At 47.9% G+C, this 25,536-nt stretch carries 22 protein-coding genes; 15 read left to right on the forward strand and 7 right to left on the reverse strand.

All coding sequences use genetic code 11. The annotated features are described in order from the left end of the window. Positions 1–78: 78 nt before the first annotated feature. The 9 genes from HQN79_RS03230 to HQN79_RS03270 all read left to right on the forward strand — a co-directional run bounded on the left by HQN79_RS03230 (position 79) and on the right by HQN79_RS03270 (position 12,875). Positions 79–1,608 carry an ExeA family protein gene (locus HQN79_RS03230; RefSeq protein WP_173284263.1) on the forward strand — a complete coding sequence of 510 codons (1,530 nt, stop codon included), beginning with the start codon at positions 79–81 and terminating at the stop codon, positions 1,606–1,608. Further along, a complete protein-coding gene (gene mshL / locus HQN79_RS03235) occupies positions 1,598–3,295 on the forward strand; it encodes a pilus (MSHA type) biogenesis protein MshL (RefSeq protein WP_173284264.1) in 1,698 nt (565 codons plus the stop codon). The genes HQN79_RS03230 and mshL overlap by 11 nt, the downstream gene beginning before the upstream one ends. A 20-nt stretch (positions 3,296–3,315) precedes the next feature. Next, the gene (locus tag HQN79_RS03240) at positions 3,316–5,274 is read left to right on the forward strand and encodes a tetratricopeptide repeat protein (protein ID WP_173284265.1); all 1,959 of its coding nucleotides are present in this window, start codon (positions 3,316–3,318) and stop codon (positions 5,272–5,274) included. Next, a complete protein-coding gene (locus HQN79_RS03245; RefSeq protein WP_173284266.1) occupies positions 5,274–6,959 on the forward strand; it encodes a GspE/PulE family protein in 1,686 nt (561 codons plus the stop codon). Before HQN79_RS03240 ends, HQN79_RS03245 begins: the two co-directional genes overlap by 1 nt. A gap of 10 nt (positions 6,960–6,969) precedes the next feature. Then, positions 6,970–8,175, forward strand: coding sequence for a type II secretion system F family protein (locus HQN79_RS03250; protein WP_173284267.1), 1,206 nt, complete (start codon positions 6,970–6,972; stop codon positions 8,173–8,175). A 137-nt stretch (positions 8,176–8,312) separates the two neighbouring features. Beyond that, positions 8,313–9,878, forward strand: a complete 1,566-nt coding sequence (locus tag HQN79_RS03255) for a hypothetical protein (RefSeq protein WP_173284268.1) — start codon at positions 8,313–8,315, stop codon at positions 9,876–9,878. Positions 9,879–9,921: 43 nt separating this feature from the next. After that, positions 9,922–10,545, forward strand: a complete 624-nt coding sequence (locus HQN79_RS03260) for a hypothetical protein (protein ID WP_173284269.1) — start codon at positions 9,922–9,924, stop codon at positions 10,543–10,545. Between the two features lie 84 nt (positions 10,546–10,629). Further along, positions 10,630–11,415, forward strand: coding sequence for a hypothetical protein (locus HQN79_RS03265; RefSeq protein ID WP_173284270.1), 786 nt, complete (start codon positions 10,630–10,632; stop codon positions 11,413–11,415). A 2-nt stretch (positions 11,416–11,417) separates the two neighbouring features. Next, positions 11,418–12,875 carry a DNA recombination protein RmuC gene (locus HQN79_RS03270; protein ID WP_173284271.1) on the forward strand — a complete coding sequence of 486 codons (1,458 nt, stop codon included), beginning with the start codon at positions 11,418–11,420 and terminating at the stop codon, positions 12,873–12,875. Here the strand turns inward: HQN79_RS03270 and HQN79_RS03275 are convergent. Next, a complete protein-coding gene (locus tag HQN79_RS03275) occupies positions 12,872–13,354 on the reverse strand; it encodes a GNAT family N-acetyltransferase (RefSeq protein WP_173284272.1) in 483 nt (160 codons plus the stop codon). The genes HQN79_RS03270 and HQN79_RS03275 overlap by 4 nt on opposite strands. A 35-nt stretch (positions 13,355–13,389) precedes the next feature. On the opposite strand from HQN79_RS03275, the gene HQN79_RS03280 reads away from it, so the two are divergent. Continuing rightward, positions 13,390–14,025, forward strand: coding sequence for a tRNA-uridine aminocarboxypropyltransferase (locus HQN79_RS03280; protein ID WP_173284273.1), 636 nt, complete (start codon positions 13,390–13,392; stop codon positions 14,023–14,025). Positions 14,026–14,031: 6 nt separating this feature from the next. Next, positions 14,032–15,549 carry an ArnT family glycosyltransferase gene (locus HQN79_RS03285; RefSeq protein WP_173284274.1) on the forward strand — a complete coding sequence of 506 codons (1,518 nt, stop codon included), beginning with the start codon at positions 14,032–14,034 and terminating at the stop codon, positions 15,547–15,549. A 24-nt stretch (positions 15,550–15,573) separates the two neighbouring features. On the opposite strand, the gene epmB is transcribed toward HQN79_RS03285, so the two are convergent. After that, positions 15,574–16,527 carry an EF-P beta-lysylation protein EpmB gene (epmB, locus tag HQN79_RS03290; RefSeq protein WP_173284275.1) on the reverse strand — a complete coding sequence of 318 codons (954 nt, stop codon included), beginning with the start codon at positions 16,525–16,527 and terminating at the stop codon, positions 15,574–15,576. A gap of 147 nt (positions 16,528–16,674) precedes the next feature. Here epmB and efp point away from each other — a divergent pair, with 147 nt between their 5' ends. Continuing rightward, positions 16,675–17,241, forward strand: coding sequence for an elongation factor P (gene efp / locus HQN79_RS03295; RefSeq protein ID WP_173284276.1), 567 nt, complete (start codon positions 16,675–16,677; stop codon positions 17,239–17,241). Further along, on the forward strand, positions 17,242–18,237 hold the full coding sequence (epmA, locus tag HQN79_RS03300; protein WP_238843413.1) for an EF-P lysine aminoacylase EpmA: 996 nt from the start codon (positions 17,242–17,244) through the stop codon (positions 18,235–18,237). It begins immediately after the preceding gene. Positions 18,238–18,243: 6 nt separating this feature from the next. Here the strand turns inward: epmA and HQN79_RS03305 are convergent, their stop codons facing one another. Then, the gene (locus HQN79_RS03305) at positions 18,244–19,590 is read right to left on the reverse strand and encodes a TlpA family protein disulfide reductase (RefSeq protein ID WP_173284277.1); all 1,347 of its coding nucleotides are present in this window, start codon (positions 19,588–19,590) and stop codon (positions 18,244–18,246) included. Positions 19,591–19,891: 301 nt separating this feature from the next. Between HQN79_RS03305 and HQN79_RS03310 the strand changes: the two genes are divergently transcribed. Together HQN79_RS03310 and HQN79_RS03315 are read left to right on the forward strand one after the other, a co-directional pair. Beyond that, a complete protein-coding gene (locus HQN79_RS03310; RefSeq protein ID WP_173284278.1) occupies positions 19,892–20,524 on the forward strand; it encodes a glutathione S-transferase N-terminal domain-containing protein in 633 nt (210 codons plus the stop codon). Between the two features lie 3 nt (positions 20,525–20,527). Further along, positions 20,528–20,998 (forward strand): ClpXP protease specificity-enhancing factor, encoded by a 471-nt coding sequence (locus HQN79_RS03315; protein ID WP_173284279.1) that lies wholly within the window; start codon positions 20,528–20,530, stop codon positions 20,996–20,998. Positions 20,999–21,111: 113 nt separating this feature from the next. On the opposite strand, the gene mvaD is transcribed toward HQN79_RS03315, so the two are convergent. Genes mvaD through HQN79_RS03335 form a run of 4 tightly spaced genes read right to left on the reverse strand, consistent with a single transcriptional unit; the run spans position 21,112 to position 25,469 of the window. Beyond that, positions 21,112–22,149 (reverse strand): diphosphomevalonate decarboxylase, encoded by a 1,038-nt coding sequence (gene mvaD, locus HQN79_RS03320; protein ID WP_173284280.1) that lies wholly within the window; start codon positions 22,147–22,149, stop codon positions 21,112–21,114. Next, complete coding sequence (locus HQN79_RS03325; protein ID WP_173284281.1) at positions 22,146–23,171, reverse strand: mevalonate kinase family protein; 1,026 nt, start codon at positions 23,169–23,171, stop codon at positions 22,146–22,148. The genes mvaD and HQN79_RS03325 overlap by 4 nt, the downstream gene beginning before the upstream one ends. Positions 23,172–23,196: 25 nt before the next feature. Next, on the reverse strand, positions 23,197–24,231 hold the full coding sequence (locus tag HQN79_RS03330) for a mevalonate kinase family protein (RefSeq protein ID WP_173284282.1): 1,035 nt from the start codon (positions 24,229–24,231) through the stop codon (positions 23,197–23,199). 53 nt (positions 24,232–24,284) lie between these two features. After that, positions 24,285–25,469 carry a hydroxymethylglutaryl-CoA synthase gene (locus HQN79_RS03335; protein ID WP_173284283.1) on the reverse strand — a complete coding sequence of 395 codons (1,185 nt, stop codon included), beginning with the start codon at positions 25,467–25,469 and terminating at the stop codon, positions 24,285–24,287. Positions 25,470–25,536 lie beyond the last annotated feature (67 nt).

The following is a 25,536-nucleotide window of genomic DNA, read 5'->3' on the forward strand; positions in this document are numbered from 1 at the left end:
CTGTATTTTATTTCGATTACTTTTGTTTCTATCTGAAACACAGTACTATAGCCCATACGAAGAGAATGGAATATTCGTATGTATCGACCTTATTTTGGTTTGTCGCAATTACCTTTCAAAACAACTCCAGAGTTGGAGATGTTCTACAACGAGGGATCTAGAGAAGAAATTCTTCAAGCCTTAAAATATACCGTAGAGAGAGGGGATGGAATACTTAAGGTTGTTGGTGAGGTCGGATGTGGTAAGACGATGATCCTTCGTCTGCTTGCAAATACACTGGCGGACAACTTTAAACTTATCTATGTTAATTCTCCAAACCTGTCTTCTAAAGATATTCTGTTATTTATCTGTACTGAACTGGGGCTTGAAGTTACTGAAAGTTCGCAAAAGTTTACCTTGATTAATCGCTTGCAGAACCGGTTGCTCGAACTATACGCACAGGGTTCACGGGTTGTTATGTTGATTGATGAAGCACAGGCCATGACTTTAGATGGCTTGGAAGAAATTCGTCTGTTAAGTAATCTTGAAACGGATAGCGATAAGCTTTTGCAAATAGTACTATTCGGACAGCCTGAGTTGGACAGGGCCTTAGACAATCCCAATATTCGTCAATTGAAAAGCCGTATCACCTATAGTATCTATATCCCGCCTTTTTCCGTGGATGATGTTTTGTCTTATTTGAATTTCAGAATGCGCAGAAGCGGCTATTCCGGAATCGATGTTTTTACCAAGCCTGTGGCCAAACGTATTTTTGATATGACTAACGGGTATCCTCGTGGAATAAACGTCTTGGCGGATAAATTGCTGATGGTAGTTTACAGTCAACAGGATAGGGTTGCTAAAACCAAGCATTTTAAGTCGCTCGATTCTTATGAAAATGCGCAAAGCAGTTCTTTCAAAATGCTCTATTTGTCATCGGCGATCTTCATTGTCGCTGCGCTTTCGGTTGTTTATTTTTTCATATACGACAACAAGCCGCTTTTCCCCGGCGAAAATGTAGCGGCAAGTACTGAGAAAAGTGTCATAAAAGATGATATAGATAAAGTAGAAGAAGTGCAGAATGATTATACTGGTACTCAAATCGCTGCAAAAGTGGAAAGCTTTGAGCAACCAGTGAAAGCCGATGAAGCCTCCCTGAATAATAATGAAATACAGGTCCAACCGAAAATTTCGGAAAAGCCGGAAATTCAGTTGGTCTCTGAAAATAATGCGATTGAAAAGGAATTCGTAACGCCTATAGATTTTGATAGTTATTATGAAGCTTCAAAATTATGGGTAGACTCATTAGAGGGTAAAGGTTACACGATTCAGTTGGCAACCATTGCATTTAGCAGCCTGCCAAAATTTAAATCAGATATTCAAAGATCCGGCCTTTCTCCAGATAGTGTGAATTATGTGCTGGATTACAAAGTTGAAGATTCGGTTTTTAGAATAAAAGTCTATTATTCGGAAGTGGTAAGCTATGATGAAGCAAAAAGAAAGTACCAGGCGTTACCAAAACGCTTTCTTTCATCAAAGCCTTTCATTACTTCCTTTTCAGTTGTTCGAAAAAGCCTAGATCAAGCAGTTAAGTACCTTAATAATGGTGGTGGATCAGATGTTAGTTAAAAACAAAACTTTTAAAGTCATTACGTTAACGAGTTCGATCATTGCTCTGTTAATGATTTCCGGTTGTGAGACATCAGCAGTCAAGCGTGATCCACCGGCTCCTCCGGTTGCTGAAGATTTTATTCCGAAAGGTCACATTGACTCGCCACAGCAAATGGCCGAGCAACAGCCTGATATTAATGCTATTCCCGGTATTTCAACAGCATCAACAGCCAAATTGCCTCCATTAGATTTGACTCAAAAAGAGTTGTATTCCATCACTGCCATTAAAGTTCCTGTCACTGAACTGCTTTTCCAGATTTCTCAAGATTCGGCAAAAGAAATTGATATCAGCAATGGTGTAGAAGGTACAGTTACGATTAACGCCATTAATCAACCACTCGAGCAGATTCTTGATCGCATGTCTGAACAGGCTAATTTCGTATTCGAAATGCGCGACAACGTCATTAAAATTCGTCCCGATGTACCTGAATGGCGTAACTACAAAGTGGATTATGTCAATATCACTAAAACGAGTACGGATAGTATTGATATGAAAATGAATGTTTCGTCCTCTGTGGATGGAGCAAGTTCAACACTTGGTAAGGGAAGTTCTTCTCAGGTTAAAGTCGAGTCTAAGCATGATTTCTGGGTTCAGTTGGATAATAATATTCAAAAACTGGCTCAGTTAGATCCATACTCGATTTCGGAAGTCGTTGCCGAAACGGAGAAGGATAAAAAAGGCGGCAGTCAGAAAGTTTCCCAGAATACCGTTGTGAACCCTGAGGCAGGTGTCATCTCTGTATTTACGACAGATAAAAAGCATCGTGCTATAAAGAAATATATTGAACAGGTGACTCGCAGAGCCGAGAAACAGGTGTTAATCGAAGCGACCGTTGTTGAAGTGACCCTTAACGATCAATATCAGGCTGGTATTGATTGGTCGATGATAAACAGCAGTGCGTTTGGTTCCAGCGGTGGTATCAGTTTCTCCTCGCCATTTTCCGGTCCATCAGACGGTTTCTCGATTGGTACTGTTAACCCTCTAGGGGCTGCCGGTTCTGTTGCATCAGGTGACTGGAATATCCTGGCTAATTTGAAATTACTGAAACAGTTCGGTGATTCGAAAGTTCTTTCCAGCCCTAAAATCATGGCGATCAATAACCAGACAGCACTTCTTAAAGTCGTTAATAATCTGGTTTATTTTACCGTTGACGTGAACACCACAACGGGAACACAGACATCACAAACAACCTACGAAACAGAAGTACAGACGGTTCCGGTTGGTTTTACGATGAGCGTGACGCCTTTCGTAAGCGATGAAGGGACTGTAACGCTAAATGTCCGCCCGACGCTTTCCCGCCTAGTCGGTCAAGTAGCAGATCCTAACCCTGCCTTGGTTAATTCAGGTGTTGAGAGTCTTATTCCGATCATTCAGGAAAAAGAGATGTCTTCAGTATTACGTCTGCAGGATCGTCAGGTCGCGATTATTGGTGGTTTGATCGAAGATGAAAACTCCAATAACAGAAATGGTATTCCTTGGTTGAGCGATACACCTTATGTTGGTGATCTTTTCTCAGCCCGTGATGACCAAGCGACTAAGAGTGAGTTAGTTATCTTTATTCGTCCAATCATTATTGATAACCCGGATGTTTATAACGGTGATTTGCGATCAGTGAGTCAATTCCTCAAAACTCAAAGCATGTAATCGGCAATGAGGGTTGAAATGTGAGTGTATTACTTGAAGCTTTAAAAAAAGCAGCTGAAGAAAAGAATAAGTTAGCTGCCAAGGAGTCTGAGGCCGAGTCCTCTCCAAGTGAAAAAGACTCCTTGGAAACGACCAGTTCTTTTTCTTCAGAAGATGTCCCGGGAGAAGTCGATCAAGCTCCCGAGAGTACTTCTTCTGCGACGGCAACCGGTGAAACCCCGGTGTCAGAGACTCCGGTTTCTCTGAAACTTGAGACATCAACACCTGTAGAGGCAAGTGGGTCGCGAGATCTTGATGAACTTATTCAAGAGCCAGAATCGGCGGCAACTGCGACGAGAGCTAATATATACGCTGCTCAGGACAATAATTCGAGTGATGATGTTGAATTGGAAACTCGGCAGCAAACACCTCCTGCGACTAAGCTTAATTTTTCCATTCCTACTGAAGAAGCAACTGATTTGGAATCGGACAAAACGACTAGCGAAGCAACCGCCAACCCAGAACCAAGCAAATCTGCAGATTTTCCGGTAATTGATACGACTTCTCTCGATGAAGATGCTTTGCCTGAGCCAGACTTGGCGCCTGTTGTAAACAACGATAAAACGGCGCCTGTTGAAACGAAAGCGACTGCAAAGCAAGCCGACGAGCCCAAGGTTAAAGAGGACAAAGCAGAGGACGATAGTTTCGAGTGGGGATTGGAGCAGCTTCCTGCTTATGTTCCTGATGGTGAGGCTGGACAGAAAGAAGTTCCTGCCGGTTCAGCAAGTCAGGAGGTTACGCATAATGCAGAGGACGATCAAAAACTCGCCAAGAATTCTGTTTTGACCAAAAATGCGCACAGTAAACCCTATTCAACAGGCGGTTTATTGAGCAGCCCGAAAACTCTGCTGGCTTTAACTTCTTTAACGGCATTTGTGTGTATCGGTCTCTACACGGCTTTTTATTTCGACCAGCAAAATCAGGCGCTAGAAGCCAGTTTTGATAAATATAAAATTACGCCGATTCAAGTTGAACTGCCTAAAATTCCTGAACAGGTTGATACTGAATCGGATAAGGCGGATGGCTTAAGCGGTGACACTGTTATGGCCGACTCCACAATGGATCCGGCTTTGGATGAAGGTCAGGATACTGCTCTGGTCGAAAGTCTTGCTGCTGACAAGGCGATTGCGTCAACGAAAGCGGTTAAGCCCGCCCGAGATACGACGACAAAAGCGGCCGCTTCGAGTAGTACATCGAAATCTTCTAAAGCGGTTGCCACAAAATCTGTGCCTAAAGCTAAGACTTTGAGAACCACTGACAAGGTATTGGTCCTCAATACTGTCAACTCAACGATTATTCAGCCTAAGCCTGCTGCTAAAGCAGCGTTGATTACGCGTTCAAAAGCGTTGACTCCTTCGCAACAGCAGTTGGTTCAGGGGTATGAGTATTATCAGCGTGGTGAATGGCAAAATGCGCAAGATGCTTTCAAAGCCGTTTCGCAGCGTGACCCGCAAAACATTAAAGCGCTTATCGGGCTGGCGGCTACACAAAATGCACTTGGCGATCCGTCCACCTCGGTTGAAACCTATTTGCAGGTTCTAGACATCGATCCAGGCAACCCATTCGCTTTGGAAGCGGTCGCCGAAATTGCAAATTCCGTTACGGCGCCGACCAATGACTGGTTGCAGCAGTTGACAGAACTTGCGGAAAGAAACCCTAAGTCGGCAGTTCTACAGAATGCTTTGGGTAATTTCATGGCCCGAAAACAAGATTGGTTCAAGGCCCAGGAGTCGTATTTCAATGCCGTTTCAATTGAATCGAATCAAGCGGTATACCTGATGAACCTGGCGATCAGTCTGGATCATCTAAACAAGTATAAATTGGCTGCGGATTACTATACTCAGGCACTGGTTTATGCAAATAACACGACAGCGATTGACCAGTCTGCAATTAAAGAGCGTTTGGTCATTCTGAAACAGCATAGTTTGATGGAGCCTTGATGCAATATCCGGAGCGTCTCGGTGAGCGTTTAATTCGCGATGGCTACATTACCCGCGATCAGTTAAATATCGCTTTAACTGAGCAAAAGCGAAACGGGCAGAAGCTGGGCGAAACCTTGGTCGGGATGGGCTTTATCAGTGTTGATACACTGCGTGAAGTCGTCGGGACCTACGGCGGTTTTACCGCAATGAGCTTAAAAGATGTTGTTCCGGATCCTAAAGCGATTTCGCTGGTTTCAGAAACTTTCGCCCACAACTACACATTAATGCCGATCAGTTTGTCCGACAATGTACTTAAAGTCGGTATGTCGAACCCGGGTGATATTCTGGTTCTGGATAAATTGAGACGTCACCTGCAACGCAGTGATGTGCGCATTGAACCGGTACTGGTTGTTGAGGCGGAAATACAAAATGCAATTGATAACTACTATGGCTATGAGTTATCGATTGAGGGGATCTTAAAAGAGCTCGAGACCGGTCAAGTCGATATGACTGCGGCCAGCAACTCGAATGAGTATGCTCAACCGATGGTCCGACTTGTGGATAACTTGTTGACAGATGCGGTTAAGCGTAATGCCTCGGATATTCACTTTGAGCCTGAAGAAGATTATATTCGCATCCGCTACCGTATCGATGGCGTACTGCAGGAGATTCGACTACTGCATAAGATGTTCTGGTCCGGGTTGGTCGTACGTCTGAAAGTTATGTCCAATCTGGATTTGACCGAGCAGAGACTGCCTCAGGATGGTCGTATGACTCTGGTGGTTCAAGGGCGAAGAATCGATTTTCGTGTCTCTTCTCTGCCCTGTACTCACGGTGAGAACTTCGTGTTACGTATTCTGGACCGTGAAAAGGGGATTGTTCCGCTCGATAAACTGGGTCTGGCCGAAGAAGCGTATCACGATTTGAAACTGATGATCGCTCGCCCGACAGGGATCTTTCTGGTTACAGGGCCGACCGGTTCCGGTAAAACGACGACGCTGTATTCGATTTTGAATGAGTTGAACGATATGGGCGTCAATATAATGACTTTGGAAGATCCTGTCGAATATCCGATGTCGTTGATACGTCAGACGCCGGTCAATGAAGAGATTGGGATGGATTTTGCCGCAGGGATACGTTCGCTGCTGCGTCAGGATCCGGATATTATTCTGATCGGTGAGATTCGAGACGGGGAAACCGCGGAAATGGCCTTGCGTGCCGCTATGACGGGGCACCAAGTGTTTGCGACTTTGCATACTAACTCGGCCATTGGTGCAATTCCCCGACTTTTGGATATCGGTGTATCACGTTCGATTCTATCCGGAAATATTATCGGTATTGTCGCTCAGCGACTGGTACGTAAACTCTGCAGTCAGTGCAAAGAGCCCTATCAACCCGAATCGTTCGAGAAAAAGCTATTGGGCCTAGAGCCGGATGAAGAAATTACACTGTATCACCCGAAAGGCTGCTCTAAATGTAATGGTGTCGGATATAAAGGCCGTTTGGCTTTGTTGGAAACCATGCGTTTTAACGGTGAAATGGATGATCTCTTATTGGAAGGCGCTTCACAGCACGCCATTTTAAATAAGGCAAAGGAAAAAGGGTTTATCGATATGGCACATGCCGGCATTAACTGGGTCAAGAAAGGAGACACGACTTTGGATGAAGTCAGCCGTGTTGTTGACTTGACTGAGCTGTTGTAAGGAGCAATCGATGCAAAACTATAATTACACAGGGATCAATCAGCTTGGTAAGCGGGTCTCGGGAGTCATGCCGGCGAATAATGAGCAGGATCTTGAGCAAAAGCTGAAAAAGTCACAAATTGACCTTTTGAGTTTCCGTCAGCAGGGCAAAGGTTTATCGCTCTCTTTCGGATCCAAAATAAAAAAACGCGACATTATCACCATTACTTTCCAGCTTGAACAGATGCTTGAGGCGGGGGTTCCTCTGATGGAAATCATCGAGGATATGAAAGACTCCTTTGAGAATGATGCTGCCAAAGAGATGCTGGCTAATATTTACGAGTCGATGGAAGGAGGGAATACCTTTTCCGAATCACTGGCTGATTTCGAAAAAGAATTTGGTCAGGTATATATTTCTCTGGTTTCAGTAGGTGAAAAAACCGGTAAGCTGGAAGACATCCTGCGCGATCTGGGGAATATGATGAAGTGGGAAGATGAGCTTGCTTCCAAGGCGAAGAAGGTCATGATCTACCCAGCCATTGTAGCAACCGTTGTTATCGCGGTTGTTATTCTGATGATGTTGTTTGTGGTACCGGAGCTATTGGGCTTCATTACTTCAATGGGTGGGGAAATTGGTTTTGCGACAGTCGCTCTGATTGCCACCTCCGACTTTATTCAGAACTATATTATTGAATTGATGATGGCGCCGGTAATCTTTGTATTCGTCTATTCCTGGTGGCGTAAACAGTCTCCGGATTTCAAGCTTAAATCGGATGAATTTCATTTGAAGATTCCTATTATTGGCGTTGTTTTGCATAAATTAAAGCTAGCACGTGTAGCCAACTCGCTTTCGGTCATGTATGGCGCAGGTGTCAGTTTTCCGGAAAGCCTGCGAATGGCCAGTATGACTGCAGGTAACAAGTTTCTGGAAACGAATTTCCTGAATGCCGTCAATATGATCGAGGACGGTAAAGAGATTTGGGTTTCATTCCGGGATTCCGACGCCTTTCCGATGATGGCTGTGCGTATGATTAAATCCGGAGAGTTAACCGGTAAGATGGATGTCGCTCTAAAGAACGTCAGTTATTTCTACGATCGAGAGGCGAAAGAACTGATCGAGAAAATCGAACCAACAATTGAACCGCTTTTGACCGTGATCATGGGATTTATTGTGGGTTGGATTATGATTGCAGTATTAGGTCCGATTTACGACACGATTTCTCAGGTCCAACTATGATTGTCGGACAATTCCACGGGTCATATTTGGCATGATGATCGAACTATTTTTAACCATTATCATCGGCTTTATCGTTGGCTGGGTCACAATTGCCGTTCTCGGTCCGATTTACGATACTATTTCGCAGGTACAATAATATGCAATATGTACTTTATGTTACTGAATCCGGCTTTAAAGCCTACAAAAGTGTAAGGGAAGTCGGAGAAGAAGTCGAAACCTTTGAATGGGACGATATCGCGCAGATTGACCTCTTCATTTCCGGCCTCTCCGCCAAAAGCGAAGTGATGCTTCTGCTGGATCTGGTGGATGAAGACCTTTTCTTCGAATGGGTTCCGAAAGTGATGCCTTGGGAGAAGAACGCTCTTCTGAAACGCCGACGCGAACGTTTGATGGGCGAGAATATCGCGCTTTCGGAAGTTCATTCCACAAATCAGAATCGTAAATCAGATGAAGGGCGTAAAGAGGAATTGATTCTTTCTGCCACCATCAGCGATTCATTCAAGCTAACACGGTTTTTAAACAGTCTTGAAGCCGCGCAGGTTCTGATTAAAGGCATTTACTCCAAACCGTTCCTGCTGCAGGAGTATTTCCGTGGTGTCGTTAAGCCTGAACTTAAATTATCCAAAGAACAAGAACAGCTTCCTTTCCTGATTATTTCCCGTCATTCGGAAAGAAATTACCGCCAGACCTTCTTCCATGGCGGCCAGATGCGTTTAAGCCGTCCGGTGCAGATAGAAGAAGAGTTTAAGCAGGCGGACGAAATTCATAAAGCGCTTCTTGAAGAAACCAAGCTGGCGATCACCTATGTGTACAATCAGAAAATCATTCCGTTCAACCATCCGATAGGTCTGATCTTCCTTGATGAAGACGAAGCCGTTTTACAGAATATCGAAGAAGATTGTCGTGAAAACGGGATTATTCGCGGGTCATGGGGTAACAATTTCTACTTTGCGAAAAAGACCTACAAGGAGTTGGGCGGAGGGATGCAATATTGCAATGAAGAAGCCCACTGCTACTCTGAACAGGCGGCGGTTGATTTCCTTTTCAATAATGTACTTAAAGGCTTTTATTGCACGCCTTATATCGAACGTTTGCAAAACTTCCAGCTGGCGCGCAAAAGTCTGTATGCCGTCAATATTGCCCTGCTTCTAGGGGGGCTGGCTTTTGTTCTGGTGAACTCGGTCGATAATTATCTGAGTTGGCAAAAGCTGGGATTGCTTGATCAAAATATTGTGGCGCATGAGCGAGAAAAACAGCGCTTGACCGAACTGGTCAAGTTGCAGGATGACGCTCAGCAGATCAAGGCGTCGGTTGAGTTTTCGGAGGCAGTTCTGAGTCTGCGTGTCGACAGACTGGTTGGTTTCAATATTCAGGATTTCAGTGAAACTTTAAAGCGTCATCCTAATATTCAGCTTAAGGATATGAATTGGAAAAACCTTCAGGCAATGGACAGTCAGCGGCATGAAATCGCCATCGAAGGCTGGGTTTTCCCGTTTTATGAAACCTACAGAAAGCCGGTTTACTGGGTAGATGCACTGGTTGATGATCTCAAAAAACTGAAAAATATTGAATCGGTTTCGTTGGATGAAGAGCCATTGAACCGAAATTTGAAACAGGCAACCAAAATTAATACGGATGAAGGTGAAGTCGAAGCTCTGCCTTTCAGCATAACTTTGAGGGTTAAAGATGGCGAGTCTAAATAATATTGTCCAAGATCCCTTTTTTAAGCGTTTCTTTCGGAACCTGTTGATTGTACTCGTTCTTTTGGTCGCAGCCATCGGCGGGGCCTGGTACGGTTTTGAAGAGTTAAGTAAGGATCTTAAAGCGCAAGCGCAGCCGAAAATTGCCAAGCTCAATCAGTTGAAGAGTGAGGTGACCTTTTTGGAACAACAGGTTCGTCTCTTCCAGCAGTATGGTGAAAAATATGCCGAGCTGATGAAAAAAGGTCTGGTGAAGAAACAGGATCGTGTTTTCTGGGCGGATAATCTGATCAAACTCAAACAGGGGTATTTGATGCCGAAGTTTAGTTTTGAATTTTTGCCGGAGAAACCTCTGAGCAGTTCATTATTCAAAACCATTCAGGTACCGCAGAAAATGTTCTATTTCAGCCGTATCAAGCTGACGATGGAGCTTCAGCATGAAGAGGATTTGTTGCGATTGTTCGAATCGATCAATGAACGAGTATCTCCTCTGTATTTGATTGAATCCTGTAATAACGAATTGCGTACCGACGACCATAAGGTTAATGCGAACTTCAACTTGACCGAAGGGAATGTTAAGAGCGTATGTACGATAGTCGTTTTCCATACGCATTTGAATTTGGGTAAGAAGAAAGACCCGAAAGAAACCAAAGTCGTGGCAAGTCGATAATTTGAACCTAAGGCTGCTTGAGAGTCAGACACATAAAGATGTCTGCCGGGTGCCTGAGAGTAGATAGATAAAAAGGGGTTCTGTATGAAATTTTTAACGAGTTGTGCAACATTGCTGGTCGCATCGCTTGTGCCTATCATGGGGACGGCGGCCGATCCGGCTCCGGTACAAAATGTACCGCAGAACGTTCCGCAAAGTGCCGATGTGATTGTGCTTGAAAGAGGGCAGGACGGCAAGCTGAAGGTTCGAACCGAAACGCCAACTGATCAGGCGGAAACGCAGAAAGCATCACCAGAGCAGAAAAAGCCGAAAATATCCGGAGCCGGAAATGATGTTCTGAATAAACCTCTGAATCTTCAGACGATTCTTCTGGATAAACCAACCCGTGAAAAAATCGACCGACAAAGAGCGGCCTATATTAATCCTCCAGAGGCGCAAGATGTGGAAAAAATTCCACCACCACCGCCTCCGGGTAAGGGAACAGGTACCGAAAAAGCAAAGAAAAAACGTATCTATCTGCCATACAAACTGGCCGTTTCCGCTTTGGTCATCAAACCGAATGGAGACTCTCTGGCCCGGGTGAATGGAAAATATAACCGTACCTATTCCAAGCATATTACGATCAATAAAGAACATACAACCGAGAAAGGCGTCGCATTCGATATCTTGGGGAAAGAGCAGGTCGTTCCGGTAGGCAGCACTCTGTTGCCAAGAAAACCTAAAGTCGTTCCGACCTATCAGCTGGTTCAGAAAGAAAAAGCGAAAGGTAAAGCACTGCCGAAAACCAAAGAAAGGGTTGCGAAAGACACGTTGGAACAGGTTAAAATTCTTACTTCACAACCGACAGCAACGAAACCGAATTCTCAATAGATATGAATATCAACGAACTCTTTTGGCCCGCACTGACTGTTGCGGGCTTTTTCATTTTAATTCTGGGTTATTTATTTATTCAGCAGCGCCAGCGTATTGACGCCTTGCAAAACTTCCGCGAAGAAGTGCAGCCGTCACTGTATGAGCTGGAAGCACTGCGTCAGAATCAGCAAAAATGGCAGCAGGATCAACTTGAACTGGAGCAGCAAGTGCGACAGCTGAATGCGATACAGGGACAGTTCGGCCAGCTCGAGCAGCAATTGCAGACGGCACAGGAAACACTGAAAGATAAAGAGCGGAAACTTGAGGCCTTGAATCAGGCATTGGCCGAGGAACAGGCCAGAGTAGCTACATTAGAGACCTCCTTGGAACTTCAGCAGAAGAACGCAGAGGAAAAGCTGTTGTTTCAGCAGGAAGCCAAACAGCAGCTCGAAAATGAATTTAAGAACCTTGCAAACCATATTTTCGAAACAAAACAGCAGGAATTCTCCCGATTGAACAAAGAGTCGATGGGGGCAATTCTGCAGCCGATGCAAACAACTCTGGAAAGCTTTAAACAAAGAGTTGAAACCACTCACAAAGAGAGTCTTGAAGGAAGAGCCAGTCTTCAGCAGCAGCTCAAACAACTGCAGGAGCTTAACTCGCAAATGACCGAAGAGACCAAGAACCTGACTCAAGCGCTTAAAGGCGACAGTAAAACTCAGGGTAATTGGGGGGAACTGGTTCTGGAAAGGCTGCTTGAGCGTTCGGGACTTCGAGAAGGCGAAGAGTTTGAACGGGAAAAAAGTTTTTCTCAGCAGGATGGCAGCCGCCTGAGACCGGACGTCATTTTGAATTTGCCCGGCAATAAACACATTATTATTGATTCTAAAGTTTCGTTGAAACACTATGAGCAGACGCTTAACAGCGATAATGTTCAGCATCAGCAGGTCGCCTTGAAATCTCACCTACAGAGTCTGCGCAAGCATATTGACGCACTTGCGAGTAAGCGTTACGACCATCTGGAGCTGTTAAACGCGCCGGATTTTGTCTTGATGTTTATTCCGGTTGAAGGGGCTTATCTGATGGCGATCGAAGCCGAGCCACGGATTTTCGAGGAAGCATTCGACAAACGGGTCGCGGTGGTGACTCCGACAACGCTTTTCACGACCTTAAAAACGATCGAGCAGCTGTGGCGCTATGAACGACAGAGCGAGAACACTGTCAAACTGATTAAACGTGCTGCCGAAGTGCATGATAAGTTTGTCGGATTTGTCGAATCTTTTGAGAAGGTTGGTAAGCAGCTGGATGCGGTCAACAATAGTTATCATCAGGCTAAAACGCGCATGATGGAAGGTAACGGTAATCTGGTTCGTCAGGCTGAAATGCTTAAGGAATTAGCCGGTAAGACCAAGAAAGAGATTCCGGAACATTTGCTGCAAGAAGCGCATGGTGCGCCGCTTTTACAGGATTCGGATTAACGGTAACAGTCTTGCAAATGTTTCCGCAGTAGCAGCCAGGATTTGCCGTTTTCCTTCGCCTGTCGAAAACGTGTATGTAAATACGGGTTAATGTTCTGCAGTTGCAATTCGTCGAGTGGCTGGTATTCGAGCCGTTGATAAAAGCGTTCTAAATGCTCCAGCGCAAAACAGATAATCTGTCCGCCTTCGGTTACTGCCAGAGCATTCTCTGCGGAGCGGATCAGGTTAGCGGCGATCCCTTGGTTACGCCAATGCGGATCGACATAGAGTCCGCGCAGCCAAAAAGCACTGTTTTCCTGAGGGACTAGGCGCGCATAGCCGACGATTCGGTCTTGATGCACAACGAGAAAAACCCGATCGCTCTGTTGCCAGTTTTTTTGCTGAGCTTGTTTCAGAAAGTGTTTGAGTTTATAGATCAGTGGGCTGTCGGGAGGCTGTTTTGACAGATCCACAAATTCGCAGTTTGCTAAAATAGTCACAATGTAATTTGCCGCTTGAGTGAGTCGAACGAAAAATGGCACGAACAATTTGCCAAGGCTGCGTAAGGCCTGTCAATGCCTGCTGGTGCCATTGTAGCAGAGAGGTTGGCAACCGGATTGAAATCGGTATTTTGCAACATCCCGACGAAGCGAAGCAGGCCAAATCAACCGTTCCCTTGTTGGTTAAATCTCTGAATTGGGTTCAACTCTGGAAAGGGGAGACGGTTGCGCAAGCTCTGGTATGCACAGAGTCGTTGAAAGATGGTGCAATGGAATTGGATCAGTGGCTGGCAAATGGTAAGCGGACTTATCTTCTGTACCCGAAAACCGAAGAAGATTTGCCGACATTACCGGTTGTTACGGCCGAGTCTTTACGGCCGAGTCTGCAGAACAGTCAAATTCTGGTGCTTGACGGAACCTGGCGGAAAACTTATAAGATGCTTATGCTAAACCCGCAGTTACAAAGTCTGCCGCGGATTACTATTCAACCCGGCAGCGCTTCACAATACTTCATTCGCAAACAGAAAAACAGCGATAGTCTGTCGACACTTGAAGCGGTCGGAGAGTTACTCGGCCAGTTGCAGCAGGATAATTCCATCCGTACCGATCTAAACGAAGCATTTGACTGTTTTCAGAAGTCGGTGTTTCATAAGCGACTCTCAAGAGATTAATCCGGTTTGTTGAATTTGAAAAACGCCTTGCCTTCCCTCTCCATAGCGCAACTGTCCGCGCTGATGCTTTTTACCGCCTTGAAGCTGGTGCTTTTATGGCAGGTTCCGCTAACTGGCGATGAAGCCTATTTCATTGTCTGGGGACAGCAACTGGCTTCCGGATATTACGATCATCCTCCAGCGGTCGGGTGGATTCTGGGCTTAATGAGCCTGTTATCCGAAGATCTTGTCTGGTATCGCAGTTTCGCTTTTGCGACCTCGCTTGTGGTGGCCTATCTGCTCTATCAGTGGTTATGCTTGTTTGCCGAAGTCGAACGCGATAAGGCGTTTTGGGTAGCAATGATTTTCTGGGTTTCCCCGGTTTCATTGATGTTTGTCCTGACTGCCAACGACACGGTTCTGGTCTTTTTCGCAGCTCTGGGCTTTTACTGGTTTTCGCGTGCGCTGAAAGAAGTTTCGACGCTTTTTGCCGTGCTTGCCGGCCTGACGCTCGGGATGGCCTTTCTTTCTAAATATTTTGCAGTTTTTCTGCTGTTAGGACTGCTTTTCTATGTGCTGTATTTCACGCTGCGTAAGCCTTCCGATCATCCTCTAGTCAACTGGCGCTTAATGACGCTGATGATCGCGCTCGTTGTTCTTTTTGTCGCCCAGAATCTGTGGTTTAACTACCAGCACTGCTGGAACAATATTCTGTTCAACTTTTTCTCGCGAACTCAGGATAGCTCTCTGGGGTGGAACTATCCTCTGTCTTATCTGCTGATGCTTGTGTTGATGCTTTCCCCTTTGGGACTTTATTATCTGTATCGGCAGAGAAGCGAATTGCGGCGACTTCCGGTATTACCGTGGTATTCCAGTCTGCCGCTGCTGCTGGTTCTGCTGCTTGTCAGTCTGAGTAATCAGGTAGGCCTACATTGGCCACTGATCTCGGTGGTTTGGCTGTATGCCGCCTATGCGGTGCTGAATGAGCGACAGCAGATACGGTTATTCTGGTTTAATGCGCTACTATCGATTTTGGCTGCCATAACCTTGCTGTTTTTGCTGGCCAATGCGATGGACTTTTTAAAGGGAACGGCCAAGTTACGTGCGCCGCTTTATCTCGAGCCACAGGCGCTCTGCCAGCAGCTTCCGCCCGATACACTGTTTACTTTGGGGTACAGTTCCCAGGCTACACTGAGCCAGCATTGCCGACGTACGGATCTGCATGTCTTTGCCAGCACCTCGAAGTTTGGTCGTGAAGATGATAAACGGATCAATTTCGCCGATTTCGCTGGTCGTCAGATGCGAATCTTGCTGGTCAAAAGCTCGGATCTGCAGTTAGTAACGCCTTATTTCCAAAATTACCGGCTCAAGCCGCTACGGAAAGTTGCCGGACAGACCTATATGCTTTTTATCGGAGAAGATTTCAACTATCGACTCTACCGGGAGAAAATCCTTGAACCGGTGTACCGGAATTATTATCTGCCTCCGGAATGGTTGCCACAGGGACACTGTGGCTTTAAAGAGAAGTACCAGCTGGGCAACTAGCCGTTAGGCCTGGCGGCAAACGGTTTAAGGTATTAAGGGCGTTTTATAGGGCTCTCCGGCGATTTCCCGGACCAGTTTGGGGACCAGATAGCCGGGGAGCCTCTGACGTAACTGCTCGTGAAGATTTAACGCCAGCCGATCTTCAACTTCGAAATGGCTGGCGCCGCTGACCTTATCCAATTGATGCAGATAGTAGGGCAGGATGCCCTGAGCGAAGAGTTTATGACTCAACTCTTCGAGAATCTCGATTGAATCGTTGACGCCTTTGAGCAAAACGCTCTGGTTCAGTAGTGTCACGCCTGCCTGACGGTAACGGCTGAACAATTCGCCGGTTTCCTTGCTGAGTTCATTGCCATGGTTGCTGTGCACAACCATAACGACATTCAGGCGTGTCTCCCGCGTCCATGCCAGCCATTGGTTTTGCGCGGCTTTATCCGGAGCGACTACCGGCGTTCGGGTATGCACTCGCAGAGTGGTAATCTGTTCGATCGTTTCGATTTGCTGACACAGCTTTAACAGGGCGTTTTCGCTTAAACTCATCGGGTCGCCACCGCTGAGAATAACTTCATGCAGTGTCCGGTCATTACTTATGGTCGCTAATGCTTTTTGCCAATGGCGTTGATTGGCGTGGCTCTCGTACGGGAAATGACGTCGAAAACAGTAGCGGCAATGAATATCGCACTTCGGACTGGCAATCAGCAGCACGCGACCATGATATTTATGAATCAGCGCCGGTTGTGGGTTTTTCAGGTGATCTCCGACCGGATCGGTCAGATACCCCTCCGGCGAGTGATTTTCGGCTTGAATCGGCAAAATCTGTTTAAGCAGGGGGTCCTCGGCATCTGCCGTTTGGATCTGCGCTATGAAGTGGCGCGGCGCTTTGAAAGCAAACGCGCTTTCGATCAGATCCTGTTGCAAAGCGTCCTGAAGACCTAGATCGGCAATAAGGGATTGGGCGGTAGCGGGCGGTTTGCGCATAAAACGGGCTCGATTGGAAGTGAATAAAATCGGACTATTTTAAACCGAAGCGGTTTTGCGGTAAAATGCGACCAAAATTTTATTATGGGATCACGGTCATACGGAAACGCCGTTTGTTCGGATCTGTAAACTCTTCTGGAAAAAATTATGGCAACAGTAAGCACAAACGAATTTAAAAACGGTCTGAAATTCCTTATGGACGGCCAGCCTTGTACCATCGTCGATAATACCATCGTTCAGCCGGGTAAAGGTCAGGCGTTTAACCGCGTTAAATACCGTAACCTGATGACCGGACGCGTTCTGGAAAAGACCTTTAAGTCGGGTGAGAAAGTTGAAGCGGCCGACGTTATGGATACTGAACTGCAGTATCTGTATACCGACGGTGAATTCTGGCACTTTATGGATGCGGAGTCTTTCGAACAGTATCAGGCGCCGGAATCAGCCGTGGCAGATGTTGCCAAATGGTTGATCGAACAGGATATGTGTGTGGTCACTCTATTCAACGGCCAACCGATTTCGGTTATTCCACCTAAGCAGGTAACGTTGGAAGTTATCGAAACCGATCCGGGGCTGAAAGGGGATACGGCGGGAACCGGCGGTAAGCCGGCGACTCTGACGACCGGTGCGGTTGTTCAGGTTCCTCTATTCGTACAGATCGGTGAAAAGGTAATCGTCAACACCGAAAAAGGTGAATACGTTTCTCGTGCGAAATAAATGATGAACGATTTTTCGACAGCTTCGAAAGTTTCGGAACGTCGTCTTCAATTGGAAAAACGCTCGCAGTTTCTGCAAAGACTGCGGGCGTTTTTTTATCAGCGCCAAGTGCTGGAAGTCGATACGCCGATGTTATCTCAGGGGGCGACGCCGGATGTACACCTGCGTTCGCTTAGCAGCTGGCTGCAGGTGCCGGGCGAGCGCGAACGTCAGGAATATTTCTGGCATACGTCGCCGGAGTATCCGATGAAACGCTTATTGTGCGAAGGGTCCGGAGATATTTTCTATCTCGGCAAGGTGTTCCGGGACGGGGATTTGAGTCCGCGACACCAGATCGAGTTTACGATGCTGGAGTGGTACCGTGTCGGCTTTTCTTTGCAGGAACTGATTGATGAGGTGATGGAACTGCTTAATCAGCTTCTGCCGGAGCTACGCGAAGTTCAGCAGTTAAGCTACCGACAGGCGTTTGCGGAATTTGCCGGGGTTGAGGATATTTTCCACGCCAGTGCCGAGCAGTGCCGGGCCTGTCTGCAACGGCACAAGGTGCCGGAAATTGTCGGTGTCGATGAAAACGATAAAACGCTTTGGGAACAACTGATTCTGACCGAAGTCATTGAACCGCAGCTCGGTCAGGGCGTTATTACGGTGCTTAAGGATTTTCCGGCCCGCGACGCGGCTCTGGCGTTGATCGATCCGCAGAACCCTGAGGTTGCCGAACGCTTTGAGGTCTTTGTCGATGCTATGGAGTTGGCTAACGGCTACCACGAGCTGGCCGATGCCGGTCTTTATCGACAGCGCTTCGAGGAGAGTTTGGCTCAGCGCGCGCAACTGGGCTTGCCGCAAGTTCCTCTGGACCAGAAGCTGTTGCAAACGCTGACGGAAAAGCCGCTGCCTGACTGTTGCGGGGTCGCACTCGGCGTAGACAGACTGTTAATGCTGCAGCAGGGAGAGCGGCAGATTGAGGCGGTTATTCCTTTTGGCGTCCGGCAGGCGTGATCTCCGCTACTGACTGATTTCCCGGAGTTTTTCCAGCATGTCGGGGCTGTCCCAGATCGCTCCGGCATTGATGGAGTAGCGAATGATTCCTTGACGGTCGACCAAGAAGCTGCTTGGAAAGGCGAACACTTTCCACTGCGCGGAAACATGGCCTTCATAGTCCATGAGAATCGGGAAATCGACTTGTATTTCTTGAGTGAACTGACTCATGATCTCGGCGGTATCCTTATAGGAGATGGAGATCATGGCGAAACGCTCCTGATCCAGTTGTGCCAGCGCACGATTCATCGATGGAATCTCTTCTACGCAATGCGGACACCAAGTGGCCCAGAAATTAATCAGCAGCGCTTTCCCCGCGTGTTCAGCCAGAACGTCAACCGCATTGCCTTGTAAATCATGCAGTTTGATATCGGGCATTTTAGCCGTGCCGTCCAGCTTAATCAGACCGGAAACGATTTCGCTTTTTGGAGAATTGCTCGGGTCGAATTTTTCGACCGGTAGAACCCGATAATTGATGGTTCGGCGGAGTTGGCGCATGTGCTTTTCGCTGCGATCAATCATGTCCGAGCAGATCTTTGCCATCGAACGGATATCCTGAAATTTATAGATGCCGTCGGTTGCGGCCGCGATCTTTTCCAGTTGAACCAAACTTCCGCCGCGGCGCAGGGCCATAAGCGATTCATCAATATAATTGGCCTGGGCACCCAGTTGCGGCTGAAAAACGCTGATCGGCAAGGCGCTGTGCTCTACGATCGGAAACAGTTCTCTTTCACGCCCGGCGACCGGCGTATTGACGTACAGACTGGGGTAGAGGAGGATCAGCTGCGAAAGTTTGTTCAGATTGACTTGATCGGCTTGCGACTGCCATTGATTCAAGCCGCGCAGGACGGGAACGCTGACAACATCCATCGTAATCAGGGTAACCGACGCGAAGACCTGGGTGATCTGCTGCATAATCGGCAGCATAAAATCGCCCGCGTTATTGCGCATACCGGTGCGTTCCCGTTCGACAAACAGTGCGTCCGGAGTATCGATAAACCACACTTCGCTACGCGGATTTTTTTCGGCCAGGTGCTGCATGACCAGCGCATCGCCGTTATTCGGTACGGCGGTTTCGCCGATAAACAGGATCAAGTGCGAGCCGTCCGCTTCGGGTTGCTCTATTTTGTGCAGGGTAAGCGTCTCACCGGCGAAATCATAATCCGTCTGCGGCAGGCTGGTCCACAGGTCGCGATCGCTATATCGGTAGGCCTTGAGTTTGTCCTCTTTGGCAACGCCAGTCTTGTTTACGTTTGCTTGTGAGTCGCCTTTTGCGGGTTGTTGCGCATGGGAGCCGCACGCGAATGCTGCCATTAAAAGGAATATCAGTGCCGGAGTTTGTTTAGCCGGCTGTCGGCAAAAAAAATCAAACATGGGAAGCAAGAGCCTTATTGGGAGTTGTTTGCAATATTACCAAATAATCGCTTGCGATCATTTGCTTGTATTGCTTTGTTAGACGGGTAAAGCGTTGTTTTTATTTGCGGTCTTCCGGTTTTAGGGCTTTAAGAGGGCTTGACAAGGTGGTGTATAATAATTAATTCACTGTACCAAACGATGACAGGCTCTGCATGGTGCCGATGCCGGTTCATTTTGGATTGGATTAAGGAGTTAATTAATGAGTGATGTACCTGTGACCAAGCGTTCACAAATGGTTTTATTTTCTGATTCAAAAAGTCCTAGCTGCCATCGCGTGCGCCTGGTTGCCAAAGAGAAAGATATCCCGATGGATATTATCGAAGTCGATCAGGAAAGCCTTCCTGAAGACCTGTTGGAACTGAACCCGTACGGCACCTTGCCAACGCTGGTTGATCGCGAATTGGTTCTATACGATCCACAAGTGATTATCGAGTATCTGGATGAGCGTTTTCCACATCCGCCGTTGATGTCGGTTGACCCGATTTCCAAAGCACGTGCACGTCAGATGTTGCGCCAGATCGAGACCGAATGGTATCCGCTGGTCGAAACCATCACTCACTCCGGCGACGATGAAGCGATCAAAAACGCTCGCCGTGACCTGCAGGAACGCCTGATTCAGCTGATTCCGGTATTTGCGCATAAAGATTTCTTTATGAGCGACGACTATTCTCTGGTCGATATTTCCATGTCGGTTCTGTTGTGGCGTCTGCCGTATCTTGGAATTGATCTGCCAAAGAGCGCCAAGCCGATTATGGATTACGCAGAGAAAGTATTGAATCGCGAAATGTTCGGCGAGAGTCTTTCGGACGATGAACTGGACATGCGAGACTAAGCTATGACTTCAAGCCGTCCTTATCTGGTTCGCGCCATCTATGACTGGATTGTCGATAATGGCTGGACGCCGCATATGCAGGTGGATGCAAACTATCCTGGAACCTATGTTCCGCAGCAGTTTGTACAGGAAGGCATGATTGTTCTCAACACCAGTCCGACCGCGGTTGTCGGTTTGGAAATGGGCAACGAAGAGATCTCTTTCAGCGCCCGTTTTCAGGGGATGGAACAGAGCGTGTCGTTTCCGCCTGAGGCGGTTCTGGCGGTTTTCGCACGTGAAAACGGGCAGGGGATGCCGTTCCCGGCCGAGCCATATCCTGAAGAGGCTACGACCGAGGAGGGCGGTAAGTCGCAAGCCAGCTCGCCTCTGAAAGCGGTTGAACCTGCTTCTAAAGGTGCTAAAGCGGAAAAAAGCGATAACGCCGAGAGTGGCAGCGATAAGAAAAAGCGTCCGACCTTGTCGATCGTAAAATAAAAGTTTGTTCGTCTGCGATTCAAACAAACCCCGAAGCGGAATGCCGCTTCGGGGTTTTTTATTGTGCTTTTTACAGTGGGCCGGTTTCGTACTTAACAGAAATTCGACTAACCTTAACCGGAAAACGGGTGCAGAAATTCGATACCGATACCGCGTTCCTGAAACGCCTTTTGTACCGCGGCGCGATCTTTTTCCTGTAGAAGCAGCTTCAAGTTCGGACCGGCGTCCATTGTGAAATAGACTTCGATATTCTGCTCGCGCAGAGACCATACCAGCTGCATGGCCGAGAGCGACTCCGGCTGCCAGTAGACAATCGGCGGCCAGGTGGCGATCATGGTGGCATGCATGCTCAGGGCATTATGCTCGGCGGTTTTTCCCATGGTGCTGAAGTCGTTGGATTTGATCGCGTTGATAATGGTTTGCAGGTCGCGTTCTGCCTGTTGCGGCCAGGATTGGTAGAGGTCGCAGGTTTCTACGGTCTGTTGCATTCCGGCGGTTGAACCGACCGGTTTTTCTCCGGTATTCACTTTGACCAGTCCGATCGTCAGATCCGGCCATTCGACCTGTAGCGGCTCGGCAAAACTATCGAGGCCGTCTTCGCGGCTCCCTCTGTGCCAGATGGCAAAGCCGTTGAAAAGCGAACGGCTCGCGCTTCCGCTGCCGAACCGCGCCAGCAGCGAAAGGGTTTCTTTCGGCAGTTGCCAGTCGAAAAGATCATCCAGTGCCAGAACCAGCGCCGCATAGCCCGATGCCGAGGAGGCTAGGCCCGCGGCGGTCGGTACCGTATTATGGGTTTCCACTTCGAAAGCGCTCTCGCGGTCATCGCGGAACCAGTCCAGAAAGCGGCTAAGACGTTCGGCAAAAACGGCGTTGTCGGCAAGTGGTTTTCCGTTAAGGGAAATTCGATCTTTTTCGGCGTTAATCGGTTTCAGTCTGGTTTCCGTGCCCAGTCCGGGAAGACTGATCGAAACACTGCCGTTAATCGGCAGATTAAGTGCTTTGTCACGTTTTCCCCAGTATTTGCTAAGAGCGATATTAACCGGTGCTGTACCGACGCCACAGGCTTTCTGTGGCGTGAGCGGACTGCTGTTTTTGCTGGATTGAAGAAGGTGGCGTATGAATGCCGCTTGTCTTTTTTGATCGTTGTTCATGCTTGCTGTACAGGTTCGTTTTTAATATGTGTGCCGATAGGGCTGATCGGCAGCTGGAGCTGTAAATAATTTTTGACGACTTCCGGTTCGGGACATTCGTGCAGCAGCGGTTTTTTTTCGCGCTGAGGCCGGTGTTTTGAATAGACTTCGCCAATCGCGAGGACACAGTCGCCGAGGCCGGAGCCGGATATTTTGCTGGCCCATACGAGAGGACAGGCGCGCAGTTGAGCGATCAGGAAATCCAGCGTCATATCGCTGACGCCAAGACGTTCCATTAATGACTGGTATTGCTCGAAGCTGTGGTAAAAAACCGGCCAATTGTGTTCTGTCAACGCATGATAGGCGCCTTGGGTGATCTGCCCCATTTCCCGATAAAGCGCATCGAGCATTTCAGGTTGCGCTTTCCAGTTCTGCGCGACAATCTCCAGTACCTCGGCTGTCGGAGTCTTATAGCCGCTGTAGACAAGAAGAATGTCCATATTGACCGGAAGAGATTCGATTTTCAGTGCTTGTTTTTCTGTTGGTGGTTGAATAAATACCACGCCGCCGAAAAGGCTGGCGGCCAGATCTGTTGCCGAACCGCGGCCCTGAATTTCGACAATGATCTCCTTGCCGATTTGCCAGAGTTCAAGCTTGGAGAGTTTGCTTTTGGTAATCTGATTAAGACCGGCCAGGGTCGCCGCCAGAACCGCCGCGGAACTGCCTAGGCCAATGGTGGATGGAAACTCGCTGAGCACGCGTAACTCCCAGCCGTGTCCAAGTTGCAGGAGCGCACTCTGAAAATGCTTCAGAGCCAGTCCGATGAATCTTAGCTTAGGGTGGATTTCGAGTTGCTGCAGATCGCAGGTGTGTTGAGCGATTTCCGAAAAAATCAGAACCTTCTGATCTTCCCGTTGCTGCCATTCAATCTCGATCCATTGATCCAGTGCGCATGCCAGAGCCGGTTGGCCGTAAACCACGCTGTGTTCGCCCAGTAGCATTGTATTGGCCGGCGCTTTAGAGATAAATCTTTGCATGGTCATGTCTACCTTCTCATACCCTTTTCAGTCATGGATGGACGAGTTCAAGCGGTCGGCTCTTAAAGCCCATCGAATGGCATAGTGTATCCGGAGCCTGTTCACCGAAATAGACGAGTACTCCGGCGGCATCACCCTGCACGGCACCCGCGCCGCAGACTTTGGCGCAGGCGTGTGCGCTCAGGTTGTCCAGTTCGCGGATAAATGTACGAATCTTCGTCGGAACGACGCCGATCTGTTCCAAAAGGCGCTGATTGTGTCGTATGCCTTCGACAAACTCGGTTTGTTGATTGTTTTGCCAGGCGAGTTTAATCTGCTGTACTACCTGTGCAAACTCATGCCAAAGGGCATCATTGTCGGCAAAGTGTTCTCTTACCTTCAGGACGCACTGTCCTGTATTGCTGACGGGTTGACCGGTATCGATCAGCCAGGCCTGCAGAGGGAATTCGGACAAATTCAGCGGCTCAAGTAAACCGGGAATCTTATATTCGATCACGGTTTTTGCCAGCAGCGTGGCTGGATCCAGTCCGCTGGATTGCCCGTGCTGGTAGCATTCGACCTCGGTCGCTATTTGCAGAAGTCGTTCGTGACTTAACTCAAGTTGCACTATTCGGGCGATCCCCTGCAGAGTTGCCAGTATAACCGCAGCGGAACTACCCATACCACGTCCGAGCCAGTTTTCTGAATGAATCTTGATCTGCCACAGTCCTGACGGTAAGGGATGTATCCGGTCGATTTGTTGCAGACACAGCAAAATTAACTGTTGCGGATGGGTCAGAGGGGCAGGAGCCTGTTGCGGTTCCGATTGGAATGCATGGTGGCGTTTATTGATCTCCTGTAGTTCCTGGCGCCACTGTTTTTCGCTGGTTTCGCTGTGGACGTTCAGATCAGGGAGGTCGATTTGGAAGCGCGATTCATTTTGAGCGGAGGCGCTGAATTCAATCTGACAGGTGGTTGGTAGGTCGACCGCCAGACTGAGAGCGGTAGAGCCGTAGAGAACGGAGTGTTCGCCGCAGAGAATTAATTTACTGGGTACTTGGCAGAAAGCAGTAAGAGGTTGGCTCATCTCAGTATCGCATCGACTATTACCGGCATTGGGCGATTATAGCCGAGGGGCGCTTAATCTTGCTGACTGTTTTGCTTGGTTGCGCAATAGATGCGTTTATCGTCCTCAATACCGCAGAAACGATAAGGACCTTTATTGTGTTGCGGCAAGGTCAGATTGGATTGGGAAAAGTCGGTCTGGTAATAGAATTCCAGATAGGTCTGGTAATCCAGTTCTTCGCGCTCTTCGATCTGTTTACGGTGACTGTCGCTCATCAGAACTTTGTCGTAGCCAGGCTGAACGATGCCGGTAAAGAATTCGGCAACGCAGCCGGAACCGTAGCTGAAGAAGCTGACGCGCTTATTGTCCAGACGGTCTTTGACATTATCCAATAGCGAGATAAATCCGACAAACAGCGACGCACTGTAGCTGTTACCGACAATGCGGTTGTAGATCTGCCCCGGAAGGGTTTTCGCATCGGCCTGCGCTTTTTCCAGTTTAGCTCCGACTTTGCGGATCAGTGTATGATGCGCTTTTTCCGCCATTTTGGTGAATGGGATGTGATAGCAGAAGTAGTCGATATCATCAAACACACGGCCGGTCTGTTCGGTAAAGTGCTCCCATGCCTGCTTCAGGCTGTTCAGGTACACTTTGGTCGAATATTTTCCGTCCACCAGCGCAGTCGTACGATGGTTAGGACGCCAGAAATCCATAACGTCGTCGGTAAAATAGCCGGAGCCCGGTTCGATTTCGATAATTCGCGGATTGGCGGTGATCAGCATGCCGACGGCGCCGCAGCCCTGAGTCGCTTCGCCGGACGAATTTTGATCGTATTTGGCGATATCTGCAGCGATGACCAGAATCTTTTCCTGCGGGTTCGCCTTAACCATGGCGGTTGCCATTTGCAGCCCGGCGGCCCCGGCGTAGCAGGCGTGTTTCAGTTCAACCATACGGCATCGGCTGGACAGGTTGAGCAGCTTATGCAGATAGACACCCGCTGACTTGGACTGGTCAATTCCGGTTTCCGTGGCGAATAGAACCGCAGTCACTTCCTGACGGTCGATCTGTTGCAGAATCGGTTCAACGGCTTTGGCGGCCAGCGTAACGATATCTTCATCCGGCGGAGCGATGGACATTTTTTCTTGGCCGATACCGATATAGAACTTATTCACATCGATACCTTTCTCCCGAGCAAAAGTATCCATGCCCAGGAAGTAATCAGATGTTGCAAAATGGATTAAATCAATACCAACTTTCATAATGTCCAGTTAAATTTGAAATCTCTATCAAAAGTGAGTAGAGAATTATATCGGTTTATTACGGCTT

This window comes from Thiomicrorhabdus xiamenensis (genome assembly GCF_013282625.1).
Classification (GTDB): domain Bacteria; phylum Pseudomonadota; class Gammaproteobacteria; order Thiomicrospirales; family Thiomicrospiraceae; genus Thiomicrorhabdus; species Thiomicrorhabdus xiamenensis.

Coding starts and splice junctions, on each gene's coding strand:
- HQN79_RS03230 (WP_173284263.1), top strand. CDS start 79: ATGTATCGACCTTATTTTGGTTTGTCGCAATTACCTTTCAAAACAACT.
- mshL (WP_173284264.1), top strand. CDS start 1,598: ATGTTAGTTAAAAACAAAACTTTTAAAGTCATTACGTTAACGAGTTCG.
- HQN79_RS03245 (WP_173284266.1), top strand. CDS start 5,274: ATGCAATATCCGGAGCGTCTCGGTGAGCGTTTAATTCGCGATGGCTAC.
- HQN79_RS03250 (WP_173284267.1), top strand. CDS start 6,970: ATGCAAAACTATAATTACACAGGGATCAATCAGCTTGGTAAGCGGGTC.
- HQN79_RS03255 (WP_173284268.1), top strand. CDS start 8,313: ATGCAATATGTACTTTATGTTACTGAATCCGGCTTTAAAGCCTACAAA.
- HQN79_RS03265 (WP_173284270.1), top strand. CDS start 10,630: ATGAAATTTTTAACGAGTTGTGCAACATTGCTGGTCGCATCGCTTGTG.
- HQN79_RS03270 (WP_173284271.1), top strand. CDS start 11,418: ATGAATATCAACGAACTCTTTTGGCCCGCACTGACTGTTGCGGGCTTT.
- HQN79_RS03280 (WP_173284273.1), top strand. CDS start 13,390: ATGGCACGAACAATTTGCCAAGGCTGCGTAAGGCCTGTCAATGCCTGC.
- epmB (WP_173284275.1), bottom strand. CDS start 16,527: ATGCGCAAACCGCCCGCTACCGCCCAATCCCTTATTGCCGATCTAGGT.
- efp (WP_173284276.1), top strand. CDS start 16,675: ATGGCAACAGTAAGCACAAACGAATTTAAAAACGGTCTGAAATTCCTT.
- epmA (WP_238843413.1), top strand. CDS start 17,242: ATGATGAACGATTTTTCGACAGCTTCGAAAGTTTCGGAACGTCGTCTT.
- HQN79_RS03305 (WP_173284277.1), bottom strand. CDS start 19,590: ATGGCAGCATTCGCGTGCGGCTCCCATGCGCAACAACCCGCAAAAGGC.
- HQN79_RS03310 (WP_173284278.1), top strand. CDS start 19,892: ATGAGTGATGTACCTGTGACCAAGCGTTCACAAATGGTTTTATTTTCT.
- HQN79_RS03315 (WP_173284279.1), top strand. CDS start 20,528: ATGACTTCAAGCCGTCCTTATCTGGTTCGCGCCATCTATGACTGGATT.
- mvaD (WP_173284280.1), bottom strand. CDS start 22,149: ATGAACAACGATCAAAAAAGACAAGCGGCATTCATACGCCACCTTCTT.
- HQN79_RS03325 (WP_173284281.1), bottom strand. CDS start 23,171: ATGACCATGCAAAGATTTATCTCTAAAGCGCCGGCCAATACAATGCTA.
- HQN79_RS03330 (WP_173284282.1), bottom strand. CDS start 24,231: ATGAGCCAACCTCTTACTGCTTTCTGCCAAGTACCCAGTAAATTAATT.
- HQN79_RS03335 (WP_173284283.1), bottom strand. CDS start 25,469: ATGAAAGTTGGTATTGATTTAATCCATTTTGCAACATCTGATTACTTC.